We start from the raw sequence: 14,269 nt of genomic DNA on the forward strand, positions 1-14,269 counted from the left end.
CTCCACAATAGAGTGATAGCGGGGGCGGAAGGGCTCACGCGCTCAACCGGTCGACGATCGCGCGCAGCGACTCGTAGCCCTTCTTCGCATACTGATAGCTCGGTGCGACGGCCGGATCCTGCTCGGCCTCGACGACGAGCCAGCCTTCGTAGCCGGCATCCTTCAGCGTGCGCAGCGTCGCTTCGTAGTCGAGCGCGCCGTCGCCCGGCACCGTGAAGGTGCCGTTGATCACGCCGTTCAGGAAGCTCCAGCCGCCGTTGCGCGCCTGCGTGACGACCTGCGGCCGCACGTCCTTGCAGTGGACGTGGACGACACGCGACACATGCTTCTTCAGCAGTGCGACCGGATCGGCCGCGCCGCCGAAATACGCGTGTCCCGTATCGAACAGCAGGAACACCTTCGCGGGATCGGTCAGCGCCATCAGGCGGTCGACGTCGGCCGGCGATTCGACGTAGGCGCCCATGTGGTGATGGTAGGCGAGCTTGATCCCATAGGTCTCGAGCAGATGCGCGCCGAATGCGTCGACGCGCGCCGCGTAGCGCCGCCAGCTTTCATCGTCGACGAAGCGCGGCCGCTTCGCGACCGGCGTGTCGATGCTGCCCTGGATCGTCCCCGCGCATTCGCCGTACACCACGACCTTCACGTCGTTGACCTGCAGCTTCGTCATGTGCGCGCGGCAGCGCTCGATCTCGGCGGCGACCGCGTCGGCATCGCTCATGCCCGGCTCGACTTCCGCGAGGAAGCCCGAATACCAGCCCGACACGCACACAAGCCCGAACTCGGCGAGCTTGGCCTTCAGCTCGGGGCCCGTCTTCGGAAACTTGTTGCCGAGCTCGAAGCCCGCATAGCCGATCTCGGCGCCTTCCTTCAGCGCCGTCTCGAGCGGCGTCTCGCCGCCGAGCGACGGCAGGTCGTCGTTCATCCACGACAGGGGATTGATACCGATGCGAACGTTCCAGCTCATGACGTGCTTCCTTGGTTCGGTTGTTGTTTTCGCGGGGCGGCCCAGGGGAAGGGAAAACGGTTCAGCGCCGCTGCCGGGTTTTCTCGTCGAGATACGCGTGGTGCGCGCGTTCGACGCCGGCGCGGGCGGACACCTGCGGCACCGCGACTTCCCACCACGCGCCGCCGTCCGCGGTCGTGCGCTCGTGCGTCGTGTCGATCACGAGCACCTGACTCGTCGTGGCCGCGCGCGCACGCTTCATCTCGCGGCGCAGCTCGCCGACGTCGCGCACGTGCACGGCTTCGGCGCCCATCGCGCGCGCATGCATCGCGAAGTCGATCGTCGAGCGCTCGCCGCCTTCCGGCACGCAGTCGTCGAGCATGTTGTTGAAGCTCGCGCCGCCGCAATTCAGTTGCAGCCGCTCGATGCAGCCGTAGCCGCGGTTGTCGAGGATCACGACGATGAGCTTGCGGCCGAGCATCACGGAGGTCGCGAGTTCCGCGTTGAGCATCATGTACGAGCCGTCGCCGACGATCACGATCACTTCGCGCTCGGGCCGCGCGAGCTTCGCGCCGAGGCCGCCCGCGATCTCGTAGCCCATGCACGAGTACGCATAGTCCATGTGGTAGTTGCCCGGCACGCCGCTGCGCCACAGCTTGTGCAGCTCGGCCGGCAGCGTGCCGGCCGCGCACACGACGAGATCGTCGCGCGCGCTGTCGCGCCCCGCGTCGGCCGCGGAGTCGCGCACCGCGCCGATCACTTCCGCGTCGTACGGCAGCGTGTCGTTCGGCACGCGCGTGGTCAGCTCGGTCACGCGCGCGTTCCACGCGGCGGCCTGGTCGCGGTTCGCGGCCGTCCATCCCGCATCCGCGCGCCAGCCCGCGAGCGCGGCGGACAACTGGCCGAGGCCGGTGCGCGCATCGGCGATCAGTTGCCGGCCGCGCTTCTTGCCCGCGTCGAACGGCTGCACGTTCAGGCTCAGCAGCGTGGCATGGCCGAACAGCGCGTGCGAGCCGGTCGTGAAGTCCTGCAGGCGCGTGCCGACGGCGAACACCACGTCGGCCTGCGCGGCCGCGCGGTTCGCGGCGGGCGAGCCCGTCACGCCGATCGATCCGAGGTTCAGCGGGTGGTCCCACGCGAGGCTGCCCTTGCCGGCCTGCGATTCGGCGACCGGCACGCCGTGCGTGTCGGCGAACGTGCGCAGCGCGTCCCACGCCTGGCTGTACAGCACGCCGCCGCCGGCGACGATCAGCGGCTTCTTCGCGGCCTTCAGCACGTCGAGCGCATCCGCGAGTTCGAGCGCGTCGGCCGGCGGCCGGCGCATCCGGATCACCGGCGGCGCGAAGAAGTCCTCGGGCCAGTCGTACGCGAAGGTCTGCACGTCCTGCGGCAGCGCGAGACACACGGGGCCGCACTGCGCGGGATCGGTCATCACCTGGATCGCGCGCGGCAGCGCGACCAGCAGCTGCTCGGGCGACGTGATCCGGTCGAAGTAGCGCGTCACCGGCCGGAAGCAGTCGTTCGCGCTGACGTCGCCCTGTTCGAAGTCCTCGACCTGCTGCAGCACCGGATCGGGCAGCCGCGACACGAACACGTCGCCGGGCAGCAGCAACAGCGGCAGCCGGCCGACGTGCGCGAGCGCGGCCGAGGTCAGCATGTTGGTCGCGCCGGGGCCGATGCTCGACGTCGCGGCCATCATCCGCTGGCGGAAATTCGCCTTCGCGAACGCGACGGCCGCATTCGCCATGCCTTGCTCGTTATGCGCACGGAACGTCGGCAGTTGCTCCCGTTCGGCGTAGAGCGCCTCGCCGAGCCCGGCGACGTTGCCATGACCGAAGATCGCGAACACGCCGCCGCAGTACGGCAGGATCTCGGTGCGGCCGTCCGGCTGGACGACTTCGGCGCGCAGGGCGGCCAGGTAGCGCACGAGCGCCTGGCTGACGGTCAGTCTCACGGTGGTGGTCATCGTCTGTCGATAGGAAAGAGTCGGGTGGTCGTCACAGGCGCCGGCATCACGCCGCGGCGGCGCGCGCGGCGGCACGGCGGCCGAGCCACGCGTCGACCAGCTGCGTGAAATTGCCGGCCACTTCGTCGATCAGCGCCTGGTCGTCGCTCTCGCCGGCGAGCCAGCGCAGCGACGCATCGGCCCACAGCGTGCGGCCGACCATGAAGCCCTTGACGATCGAGTTGGTCGCCGAGCGGAAGCTGTCGACCAGATACTGCAGCGGCTGGTTCAGCCCGAGGATCACCGCGCCGCGGCAGTGATGGTCGCGCTCGGCCACGAGCGTCTCGAGCCGTGCCCAGCCGTCGGCGCTCAGCGGCGGCAGCTTCCACCACTCGGGCATCACGCCGAGGTTGTAGAAACGCGCGACCGTGCGCAGCACCGCGTCGTCCTCGGTGCCGGCCGGCGTGACCGCGCGCGGCGGAATCATTTCGAGCAGCAGCTCGTTGCCGCTGGCGCGCGTGGCTTCCCACAATTCCAGCACGCGCTGCTCCTGCTCGACGCGCAGGTCGACGTCGTCGTCGGGGTGGTAGTGGACGAGGCACTTCACGACCTGTTCGGTCGGCCAGTGCGTGAGCGACGAGCCGACCGAGCGCGTGTCGTCGAAACGCAGCGGCCGCGAGCCGGGCAATTCGACTGGCCGGCCGACCCACCAGCCGCGGCCGGTCGCCTGCGCGAGCGCGTCGCGGCCGTAGGCGCCGCCGTCGATCAGCACGCCGACGTGGCCTTCGAGATGACGATCGCGCTCGACCTGTTCGACCGCGCGCACGAGCAGGCGCTTGAGCGTCTTGATTTGTGCTTCGTCCGCGCCGGCCTGCACCGCGAGTTCGTAGAACTGGCTGCGATGGTCGAACGCCATCACGCACAGTTCGTCCCACTCGCGGCGCGGCACCGTCACGCGATGCAGGTGCGCGAGCGTGCGATCGGCGTCGACCTGCGGGTGGCGGCTGCCGCCGAACCAGTGAGCGAGCTCGGCCGGCGTCGGCATCGCGGCCGAGCACGCGTGGCGCGACACGACGATCGCGCCGCACGCATTCGCGATGCGCGTCGATTCGGCCCAGTCGCGCCCGCGCAGCAGCCCCGACAGCAGGCCCGACAGGAATGCGTCGCCCGCGCCGAGCACGTTCAGGACTTCGACGCGTTCGCCGTGGAAAGTCGGTGCATCGTCGATGCGTGCGGGGATGTCGCCCTCGATCACGCAGCAGCCGAGCGCGCCGCGCTTGACCACCAGCACCGCGCCGCTCGCGCGGCGCACGGCCTGAAGCGACGCGATCAGGTCGTGCGGCACGCCGCCCGCGATCAGGAATTCCTCCTCGGTGCCGACCAGCAGGTCGAACTCGCCGAGCACCTGCTGCAGCTGCCGCGTGACCTGCGCATCCGGCACGTAGCGGTTCTCGCCCGCGCCGCGCGCGGTCAGCCCCCACAGCACCGGCCGGTAATCGATGTCGAGGACGCGCACGACGCCGTGGCGGCGCGCGTAGCCGAGCGCGGTCAGCGACGCTTCGCGGGTGGCCGGCGTCGACAGATGGGTGCCGGTGATCGCGAGCGCGCGGCAGCCGGCGATGAAGTCCTCGCGAATCTCGTCGGCGCGCACGGCCATGTCCGCGCAGTTCTCGCGCACGAACAGCAGCGGGAACGTGTCGCGGTCCTTCAGCCCGAGCAGCACGAGCGCGGTCAGGCGTTCAGGATCGGTCTGCAGTTGGCTCGTATCGCAACCTTCGCGCTCGAGCGTCTCGCGCACGAAGCGGCCCATCTGCTCGTCGCCGACGCGCGAGATCATCGCGGTCTTCAGCCCGAGCCGGGCGACGCCGAACGCGACGTTGCCCGACGAGCCGCCGAGATACATCTGGAAGCTGCGCGCGTCCTCGAGGCGGCTGCCGTACTGCTGCGCGTAAAGATCCACGGCGACGCGGCCGAGGCAAGCGAGATCGATGGGGCGGTCAGTCGGAAAGTTCAACGGGCTCATGTCAGGTATCACGCTCGCGGCCGGCGTTCGACCTAGCCGGCGGATTGAGGGGACCGATTCCGCGACGGTTCTGACGGCTCCGCGTCACGTATGCCGCACGGCACGAGAACGCCTGCCGCAAGGAATCGGGCTACGGAACGGAGTCTAGACTTTTTGGAAATCCAGTTCCCTAGGTGAAATCACGTAGAAATAAATTTCCAAATTCTCGAGGAAGTGATCTACAGTTTCATCCGGATGCTTCGGTCCGTATCGGACGCGATGCCGACGGCGCGCAACGCGCCGCTTTCCGCCCCCGGAGATGAGGAGACAGAGTGATCATGAAGACCAAGCTGATGGCCGCCGCGGCCGCCGCGATCCTGACCATGCCGCTCGCGCACGCCGAGAAGATCGGCGTGACGATGGCATCGTTCGACGACACGTTCCTGACGTTCCTGACGATCCTGCGCAACAGCATCGGCGACGCGGCGAAGAAGGACGGCGCGACCGTGCAGATCGAGGATGGCGGCAACGACGTCGGCAAGCAGTTGAGCCAGGTCCAGAACATGATCGCGCAGAAGGTCGACGCGATCATCGTGAATGCGGTCGACACCGACGCGACGCCGAAGATCACGAAGATGGTGAGCGCCGCGAAGATTCCGCTCGTCTACGTGAACCGCAAGCCGGTCGACTTCGACAAGCTGCCGGCCGGCGTCGCGGTGGTCGCGTCCGACGAGAAGCAGTCGGGCACGCTGCAGGCGCGCCAGGTGTGCAAGCTGCTCGGCGGCAAGGGCGACATCCTCGTGCTGATGGGCGAGCTGTCCAACGAGTCGGCACGGGCGCGCACCAAGGACATCGAGGACGTGATCGCGACCAAGGATTGTTCCGGCATGAAGATCGTCGACAAGCGCGAAGGCAAGTGGAGCCGCACGCAGGGCCAGGACATCACGATGAACTGGCTGAGCTCCGGCACGAAGTTCGACGCGATCGTGTCGAACAACGACGAAATGGCGATCGGCGCGATCAACGCGCTGAAGGCCGCGCGCAAGCTGACGCCGAAGACGGTCGTCGCGGGCATCGACGCGACGCCGGACGGCCTCGCGGCGATGAAGAGCGGCGAGCTGAAGGTGTCCGTGTACCAGAACGCGGCCGGGCAGGGCGCGCAGGCCGTCGCGACCGCGCTGAAGCTGGCGAAGAAGCAGCCGGTCGACCGCTACGTGAACGTGCCGTTCGAGCTCGTCACGCCGGAGAACATGAACCAGTACGCGAAGCACTGACCGGTTTTTCCGCTGAACTGCGCGGGCCCGGCGCGTCCGGGTTCGCGTGTGACTTTCGAGGAACGTCCATGTTTACAGCCAGGATGGCGCGCCCGATGGCCAACGAAAGCGCGCCGGCCGCGTCGTTCGCCGCGCCGGGTTCGTCCGGTGCGCCCGTCGCCGATTGCCTGCTCGAGGTGCGCGGCGTCGGCAAGTCGTTTCCCGGCGTCGTCGCGCTCGACGGCGTGCAGTTCCGCGTGCGCCGCGGCACCGTGCATGCGCTGATGGGTGAGAACGGCGCCGGCAAGTCGACGCTGATGAAGATCATCGCCGGCGTCTACACGCCCGACCAGGGCGAGATCCTGATCAACGGCGAGCCCGTCGTGCTGAGCGGCCCGCTCGACGCGCTCGATCGCGGGATCGCGATGATTCACCAGGAACTCAACCTGATGCCGTACATGACGGTCGCGGAGAACATCTGGATCCGCCGCGAACCGAAGAACCGCTTCGGCCTGATCGATCATGCCGCGCTGCGCCGCCGCACCGCCGCGCTGTTCGAGCGGCTGTCGATCGACATCGACCCGGAAGCCGACGTGCGCACGCTGACGGTCGCGAGCCGCCAGATGGTCGAGATCGCGAAGGCCGTGTCGTTCGACTCCGACGTGCTGATCATGGACGAGCCGACCTCCGCGCTGACCGACAAGGAGGTCTCGCACCTGTTCCGGATCATTCGCCAGCTGCGCGAGCAGGGCAAGGGCATCGTCTACATCACGCACAAGATGAACGAGCTGTTCGAGATCGCCGACGAGTTCTCGGTGTTCCGCGACGGCAAGTACATCGGCACGCATGCGTCGACCGACGTCACGCGCGACGACATCATCCGGATGATGGTCGGCCGCGAGATCACGCAGATGTTCCCGAAGGAGGACGTGCCGATCGGCGACGTCGTGCTGGCCGTGAAGAACCTCGGCGTCGACGGCGTGTTCCGCGACGTCAGCTTCGAACTGCGCGCGGGCGAGATCCTCGGCGTCGCGGGCCTGGTCGGCTCGGGGCGCTCGAACGTCGCGGAGGCGCTGTTCGGCGTCGTGCCCGCGACCGCCGGCGAGATCCGCATCGACGGCAAGCCGGTGCGCATCACGACGCCCGCGCAGGCGATGAAGCACGGGATGGCGTTTCTCACCGAGGACCGCAAGGACACCGGCTGCTTCCTGAATCTCGACCTGCTCGCGAACATGGAAGCGGCCGTGCTCAGCAACCGCTACGTGAAGTTCAATTTCGTGCGGCAGGCGCAGTTGAAACGCGACTGCGAGGCAATGAGCCGGATGCTGCGCGTGAAGACGCCCGGGCTGCACGAGGAAATCCAGAACCTGTCGGGCGGCAACCAGCAGAAGGTGCTGATCGGCCGCTGGCTGCTCACGCAGCCGCGCATCCTGATCCTCGACGAACCGACGCGCGGGATCGACGTCGGCGCGAAGGCCGAGATCCACCGCCTCGTCAGCGCGCTCGCCGGCAAGGGCGTCGCGGTCCTGATGATCTCGTCGGAGATGCCGGAGGTGCTCGGCATGAGCGACCGCGTGATGGTGATGCACGAAGGCCGGATGACCGGCATCGTCGAACGCAAGGACGCCGACCAGGTCCGCATCATGGACCTGGCCTCGCGCTGAGCCGAAACAAGATTGGAGACAAAGCAATGGGCAACCTGAACCCGGTCGCGGACGCGCAGTCCCTGACGATCAAGACGCGGCACGCGAAGTGGCCGCCCGAACTGAGCATCTTCCTGGTGCTGGTGGGCATCAGCCTGTTCTTCGAGGTGATCGGCTGGCTCGTCGTCGGCCAGAGCTTCCTGTTCAACGCGGAGCGGCTCGAGATCATCGTGCTGCAGATGGCCGTGATCGGCATCATCGCGGTCGGTGTGAACCTCGTGATCATCACCAGCGGGATCGACCTGTCGTCGGGCTCGGTCGTCGCTGCGGCGGCCGTGGTATCGGCCAGCCTCGCGCAGGTGTCCGATTTTCCGCGCGCGGTGTTCCCGCACCTGACCGACCTGCCGGTCATCTGGCCGGTGCTGGCCGGCGTGTGCGTCGGGCTGCTGGTCGGCCTGCTGAACGGCTCGCTGATCGCGCTGACGGGCATCCCGCCGTTCATCGCGACGCTCGGCACGATGGTCGCCGCGCGCGGCTTCGCGAAGTGGTTCACCAACGGCATGCCGGTGTCGATGCTGACCGACCCGTTCGCGGCGATCGGCGCGGGCGCGAACCCGGTGATCATCTTTCTCGTGGTGGCCGCGATCTTCCACGTCGTGCTGCGCTACACGCGCTTCGGCAAGTACACGTATGCGATCGGTGCGAACCGCCACGCGGCCGTCGTGTCGGGCATCAACGTGACGCGCCACCTGGTGTTCGTCTATGCGATCGCGGGCCTGTTGAGCGGGATTGCCGGCACCGTGACGGCCGCGCGTGCGATCTCCGGCCAGTCGGGCATGGGCGTGATGTACGAGCTCGACGCGATCGCGGCCGTCGTGATCGGCGGTACGTCGCTGTCGGGCGGCCTCGGGCGCGTGACCGGCACCGTGATCGGCGTGCTGATTCTCGGCGTGATGACCTCGGGCTTCACGTTCATCCGGATCGACGCGTACTACCAGGAGATGGTCAAGGGCGCGATCATCGTCGCGGCCGTGATCGCCGATCAGTACCGCAACAAGAAGTCGCGCCGCTGAGCGGCTGATACCGATACCCACGTCATTCGGAAAGAAGATGAAGATCGCTCTGGATCCCTACATGATTCGCCACCTGCCGCTCGACCGGTTGCCGCACGCGGTCGCCGAGCTCGGCTACGACCAGATCGAGTTGTCGCCGCGCAGCGATTTTCTCGACTGGTGGGTGATGCCGCGCGCGACGCGCGCGCGCATGACCGCGTTCCGGCACGCGTTGCGCGCAAGCGGCGTGGGGCTCGCGTCGCTGCAGCCGATGTACCGCTGGGCCAGCCCGTTCGAGGACGAGCGGCAATGGGCGGTGCGCTGCTGGAAGAAGGCGATCGAGGTCGCCACCGAGATGGAATGCGCGCTGATGGTGTCCGAGTTCGGGCGCGGCGCGTCGCCGGAGCGCTCGGTCGGCGAGCGGCCGGGCGCGAACCCGAAAGAGCTGTGCGAAGCCGCCTGGTTCCGTTCGATGGACGAGCTGCTGCCGATCCTCGAGCGCGAACGCATCGTGCTGTCGGTCGAGCCGCATCCGGAGGACTGGATCGAGCAGCTGCAGCCGGCGATCGACATCGTCACGAACCTCGGCTCGCCGTCGCTGAAGCTGTCGTACATCGCGCCGCACACGTTCTACTACGGCGACGACATGGCCGCGATGATCGCGCAGGCCGCGCCGATCCTCGCGCACGTGCGCGTGGCCGACACCTTCGACCACCGCAAGAGCAGCCAGCTGCGCTACATCGTGAACCCGCCCGGCTCGAACCAGATCCGCGTGCACCAGCATCTCGACATCGGGCAGGGCGAGATCGACTGGGACACGTTTTTCCGCGCGCTCGGCGACGCAGGCTTCGACGGCGTGATGTCGTCGTGCGTGTTCGCGTGGGAGGACCGCGCGGAAGCGTCGTCGCGCTACATGCGCGACACGATCCAGCGCTACGTCGATCGTCATTTCGATCGCGCGGCGGCGCGCTGACTCACGACTGACCGGCGCGGCACCGGCCGCGCCATGGATGAACGACAGACTGGAGATATCCGGATGACCTTGCAAATCGGCGTGATCGGCTGCGGCGCGATCGGCCAGGACCATATCCGCAGGCTGACGCGCACGCTGTCCGGCGCGCGCGTGGTGGCCGTCAACGACATCGATCCGCAGCAGGCGCGCGACGCGGTGACGAAGTACGGGCTCGATGCGGAAATCTACGGCGACGGCCACGAGGTGGTCGCGGCCGCCGACGTGCAGGCCGTGCTCGTCACGTCGTGGGGGCCGACGCACGAAGCGTTCGTGCTCGACGCGATCGCGCACGGCAAGCCGGTGTTCTGCGAGAAGCCGCTCGCGGTGACGGCGCAAGGCTGCATGCGGATCGTCGAGGCCGAGGTCGCGCACGGCCGCCGGCTCGTGCAGGTCGGCTTCATGCGGCCGTACGACGAAGGTTATCGCGCGCTGAAGCACGTGATCGACAGCGGCGAAATCGGCGCGCCGCTGATGCTGCATTGCGCGCACCGCAACCAGTCGGTCGGCGAGCGCTACACGACCGACATGGCGATCACCGATACGCTGATCCACGAACTCGACGTGCTGCGCTGGCTGCTCGGCGAGGACTACACGAGCGCGCAGGTCGTCTACCCGAAGAAGACGCGCCACGCGAGCGCGCATCTCGCCGATCCGCAGATCGTGCTGCTCGAAACCGCGAGCGGGGTGCGCATCGACGTCGAGATCTTCGTCAACTGCCAGTACGGCTACGACATCCAGTGCGAGGTCGTGGGCGAGAACGGCATTGCGAAGCTGCCCGATCCGCCGGCCGTCGGGCTCAAGCACGCGGCGCGGCGATCGGTCGAGATCATGACCGACTGGAAGGAGCGCTTCATCGCGTCGTACGACGTCGAGCTGCAGGCATTCATCGACGGCGTGCGGCAAGGTGCGCTGACCGGCCCGTCCGCGTGGGACGGCTACGCGGCGGCGGTCGCGGCCGACGCGTGCGTGCGCGCACAGCAGAGCGGGGCGGTCGAGCCGATCGCGATGGCCGAACGTCCGGCGTTCTATCGCGGCTGAGCCACGGCCGCGCCACCCGCACGCGGCACCGCGCCGCTTTTCTACCGGACTGACCGACATGACGATGAAGATTGGCTGCGCGCCCTGCTGCTGGGGCGTCGACGACGTGAACAACCCGCACCTGCCGTCGTGGCGGCACGTGCTCGCCGAGGCCGCGCAGGCCGGCTACTCGGGCATCGAGCTCGGGCCCTACGGCTATATCCCGCTCGAACTCGACGTGGTGAGCGCGGAGCTCGAACGGCAGCGACTGAGCATCACCGCCGGCACGATCTTCGACGATCTGGTGTCGCCGGAGAACCTGCCGAACCTGCTGCGCCAGACGCGCGAGATCTGCGCGCTGATCACGCAACTGCCGAAGCTGCCGACGCAGCACGGCCAGCGCTACGCGGCGCCGTATCTGGTCGTGATGGACTGGGGGCACGAGGAGCGCGACTACGCGGCCGGCCATACGGCGCGCGCGCCGCGCCTGGGCGCCGAGCGCTGGGCGCGGATGGTCGACCACATCCGCCGGATCGCGACGATCGCGCGCGACGAATTCGGCGTGCGCGCGGTGATCCATCCGCATGCGGGCGGCTACATCGAGTTCGCGGACGAGATCGACCGGATCGTCGCCGACATTGAGGCCAACACGGCCGGCCTGTGTCTCGACACCGGCCACCTGTACTACTCGGGGATGGATCCCGAGACCTGGCTGCGCCGCCATGCGGCGCGGCTCGACTATGTGCATTTCAAGGATATCGACGCGGCCGTCTACGACGCGGTGATGGGCGAGCACATCGCGTTCTTCGCGGCCTGCGCGCGCGGCGTGATGTGCCCGATCGGCACCGGCGTGCTCGACTACCGCGCGATCCGCCGCGCGCTCGACGATATCGGCTATGCCGGCTACATCACGATCGAACAGGAGCGCGATCCGCGCAACGCCGGCACGAGCCTGCGCGACGTCGCGGCGAGCCGCGCGTTTCTCGCGTCGGCCGGATTCGCATGAACGATCGACCGCCTGAACCTTTGAACATCTGAACACCTGAACACGGACAGGAACACGACAATCATGATCGACGGACAGATTCTGCTCGGACATTCGATTCCCTGGGGCATGGTCGGCGGCGGCCTCGGCAGCCAGATCGGCTACAGCCACCGGTCGGCCTCGTTGCGCGACGGCAGCTTCCGGCTGGTCGCCGGCGCGTTCGATATCGATGCCGAGCGCGGGCGGCAGTTCGGCGTGAAGCTCGGCGTCGACGCCGGGCGCTGCTATCCCGACTACCGGACGATGTTCGATGCCGAGGCGCGCCGCGCCGATGGCATCCGCGCGGTGTCGATCGCGACGCCGAACAACACGCACTTCGAGATCTGCCGCGCGGCGCTCAACGCAGGGCTGCATGTGGTCTGCGAGAAGCCGCTGTGCTTCACGACCGCGGAGGCCGAGGCGCTCCAGCGGCTGTCGGTCGAGAAGAACCGCATCGTCGGCGTCGCGTACGGCTATTCGGGCCACCAGATGATCGAGCAGGCGCGCGAGATGATCGCGCGCGGCGATCTCGGCGAGATCCGCATCGTGCAGATGCAGTTTGCCCACGGCTTTCACAGCGAGGGTGTCGAGGCCGCCAGCGCGGCCGCGCGCTGGCGCGTCGATCCGACGTTCGCGGGCCCGAGCTACGTGCTCGGCGACATCGGCACGCACCCGCTGTACATCTCGGAGGTGATGGCGCCCGAGCTGAAGATCCGCCGGCTGATGTGCTCGCGGCAGAGCTTCGTGAAGAGCCGCGCGCCGCTCGAGGACAACGCGTTCACGATCATGGAATACGACACGGGCGCGATCGGCTACGTCTGGTCGAGCGCGGTGAACGCGGGCTCGATGCACGGGCAGAAGGTGCGCGTGATCGGCTCGAAGGCGAGCGTCGAATGGTGGGACGAGCATCCGAACCAGTTGCGCTACGAAATCCAGGGGCAGCCCGCGCAGGTGCTCGATCGCGGGATGGGCTATCTGCATCCGCACGCATTGCGCGAGGATCGCATCGGCGCCGGGCATCCGGAAGGGCTGTTCGAAGCGTGGTCGAACCTGTATGCGCGTTTCGCGCTCGCGATGGACGCGGCCGATCGCGGCGACACGCAAGCATTGCAGAACATCTGCTTTCCGGACGTTCACGCAGGCGTCGAAGGCGTGCGCTGGGTGGAGAACTGCGTGCGCTCCGCCGATGCGGGCGGCGTGTGGGTCGACTATCGTTGAGCGATGGCAGCCGATGCGCGGCATCGGTAGCGGCCCTGATCTTTACGGCGCGGCGAGCGCATTGGAAAATGGGCTCCGGTACGGTTCCATTAGGGTTCCCGTATCGCCGTGGAGCGTGTGCAGGTGATGATCGAGCGCGTGGGAGCGAGCAGGCGGCACGGGCCGTGCCGCAAACGTGATTAAATTCGCCCTTCATGCATGTATTCAGGGGAGTCCCGGGCCGCGCCCACAGGCCGCGCGTGCGTCGGGGCCGTCAACTTCGCGCTATCCGATGAGTTCATCCGAGAAACCTCCCGCCACCGTCGAGCAGTTCCTGCAGCATCTGACGCAGGAGTACGACGGCCTCAGCAATCGCCTGAAGGTGATTGCGCGTCATGTGGAAACGCATCGCGACCAGCTTGGCCTGGAGGGCATCCAGTCGCTCGCGGAGGCCTGCGGCGTCCAGCCGTCGGCCGTCGTGCGGTTCGCGAAGCATTTCGGCTTCTCCGGCTTCTCCGAGATGCAGCGGCTGTTCCGCGAGGGCCTGGCCCAGCAGATCGCGCCGGGCCGCGCGTACAACCTGCGGTTGCGCGACGTGATCGAATCGGGCTCGTCGAGCCTGCAGCCCGAGCAGATCGCCGACGAATTCATCAAGGGCAGCATCGCCGGGATGCAGCAGCTGCGGCAGACGCTCGATCCGCAGGCGCTCGCGCAGGCCGTCGACCTGCTCGCCGACACGCAGGCAATCTGGATCGCCGGTTCGCGCCGCGCGTTTCCGATCGCCGTGTATCTCGACTATGCGCTGCAGCACACCGACAAGCGCATCGGCCTGTTCAGCGCGCTCGGCAGCATGCATCTCGGCCAGATCCGCTCGGTGCGCGAGGGCGACGTGATGATCGTGATCTCGTTCATGCCGTATGCGGAAGAGACCGTGCAGGTCGCGCAGCAGGCCGTGCAGCGCGGCGCGCGCCTGATCGCGATCACCGATAGCCGGATGAGCCCGCTCGCGCGGGAGGCCGAGGTGACGCTGATGGTGCAGGACAGCGCGACGTTCGGGTTCCGCGCGCTGACCGCGACGATGGGCCTCGCGCAGAGCCTGTTCGTCGCGCTCGCGTACCGCCTCGAACTGTCGTACCTGCCGACCGCCGACGGCGCGCACGGCACGAAGGCCGGCTGACCAT

At 68.0% G+C, this 14,269-nt stretch carries 11 protein-coding genes; 8 read left to right on the top strand and 3 right to left on the bottom strand.

Going from position 1 to position 14,269, the window contains the following annotated elements; all coding sequences use genetic code 11:
* Nucleotides 1-34: 34 nt before the first annotated feature.
* From iolE to BAMB_RS06590, 3 genes are all read right to left on the bottom strand, one after another.
* Nucleotides 35-964, bottom strand: coding sequence for a myo-inosose-2 dehydratase (gene iolE, locus BAMB_RS06580; protein ID WP_011656623.1), 930 nt, complete (start codon nucleotides 962-964; stop codon nucleotides 35-37).
* Nucleotides 965-1,025: 61 nt separating this feature from the next.
* The gene (iolD, locus tag BAMB_RS06585; RefSeq protein ID WP_011656624.1) at nucleotides 1,026-2,909 is read right to left on the bottom strand and encodes a 3D-(3,5/4)-trihydroxycyclohexane-1,2-dione acylhydrolase (decyclizing); all 1,884 of its coding nucleotides are present in this window, start codon (nucleotides 2,907-2,909) and stop codon (nucleotides 1,026-1,028) included.
* 46 nt (nucleotides 2,910-2,955) lie between these two features.
* Nucleotides 2,956-4,911 (bottom strand): bifunctional 5-dehydro-2-deoxygluconokinase/5-dehydro-2-deoxyphosphogluconate aldolase, encoded by a 1,956-nt coding sequence (locus tag BAMB_RS06590; protein WP_011656625.1) that lies wholly within the window; start codon nucleotides 4,909-4,911, stop codon nucleotides 2,956-2,958.
* A gap of 317 nt (nucleotides 4,912-5,228) precedes the next feature.
* Here BAMB_RS06590 and BAMB_RS06595 point away from each other — a divergent pair, with 317 nt between their 5' ends.
* The 8 genes from BAMB_RS06595 to BAMB_RS06630 all read left to right on the top strand — a co-directional run bounded on the left by BAMB_RS06595 (nucleotide 5,229) and on the right by BAMB_RS06630 (nucleotide 14,265).
* Nucleotides 5,229-6,164, top strand: coding sequence for a sugar ABC transporter substrate-binding protein (locus tag BAMB_RS06595; RefSeq protein ID WP_011656626.1), 936 nt, complete (start codon nucleotides 5,229-5,231; stop codon nucleotides 6,162-6,164).
* A gap of 68 nt (nucleotides 6,165-6,232) precedes the next feature.
* Nucleotides 6,233-7,807 (top strand): sugar ABC transporter ATP-binding protein, encoded by a 1,575-nt coding sequence (locus tag BAMB_RS06600; protein ID WP_011656627.1) that lies wholly within the window; start codon nucleotides 6,233-6,235, stop codon nucleotides 7,805-7,807.
* Between the two features lie 26 nt (nucleotides 7,808-7,833).
* Nucleotides 7,834-8,859: an ABC transporter permease gene (locus tag BAMB_RS06605; RefSeq protein WP_006753148.1), complete on the top strand. Its 1,026-nt coding sequence runs from the start codon at nucleotides 7,834-7,836 to the stop codon at nucleotides 8,857-8,859.
* 37 nt (nucleotides 8,860-8,896) lie between these two features.
* Nucleotides 8,897-9,811 (top strand): sugar phosphate isomerase/epimerase family protein, encoded by a 915-nt coding sequence (locus BAMB_RS06610; RefSeq protein ID WP_011656628.1) that lies wholly within the window; start codon nucleotides 8,897-8,899, stop codon nucleotides 9,809-9,811.
* Nucleotides 9,812-9,874: 63 nt separating this feature from the next.
* Complete coding sequence (gene iolG, locus BAMB_RS06615; RefSeq protein ID WP_011656629.1) at nucleotides 9,875-10,888, top strand: bifunctional inositol 2-dehydrogenase/D-chiro-inositol 1-dehydrogenase; 1,014 nt, start codon at nucleotides 9,875-9,877, stop codon at nucleotides 10,886-10,888.
* A 58-nt stretch (nucleotides 10,889-10,946) separates the two neighbouring features.
* Nucleotides 10,947-11,873, top strand: a complete 927-nt coding sequence (locus BAMB_RS06620) for a TIM barrel protein (protein WP_011656630.1) — start codon at nucleotides 10,947-10,949, stop codon at nucleotides 11,871-11,873.
* A 63-nt stretch (nucleotides 11,874-11,936) separates the two neighbouring features.
* The gene (locus BAMB_RS06625; RefSeq protein ID WP_011656631.1) at nucleotides 11,937-13,109 is read left to right on the top strand and encodes a Gfo/Idh/MocA family protein; all 1,173 of its coding nucleotides are present in this window, start codon (nucleotides 11,937-11,939) and stop codon (nucleotides 13,107-13,109) included.
* Nucleotides 13,110-13,380: 271 nt separating this feature from the next.
* Nucleotides 13,381-14,265: a MurR/RpiR family transcriptional regulator gene (locus BAMB_RS06630; protein WP_006753153.1), complete on the top strand. Its 885-nt coding sequence runs from the start codon at nucleotides 13,381-13,383 to the stop codon at nucleotides 14,263-14,265.
* The last annotated feature ends 4 nt before the right edge of the window (nucleotides 14,266-14,269 follow it).

This window comes from Burkholderia ambifaria AMMD (genome assembly GCF_000203915.1).
Lineage (GTDB): Bacteria > Pseudomonadota > Gammaproteobacteria > Burkholderiales > Burkholderiaceae > Burkholderia > Burkholderia ambifaria.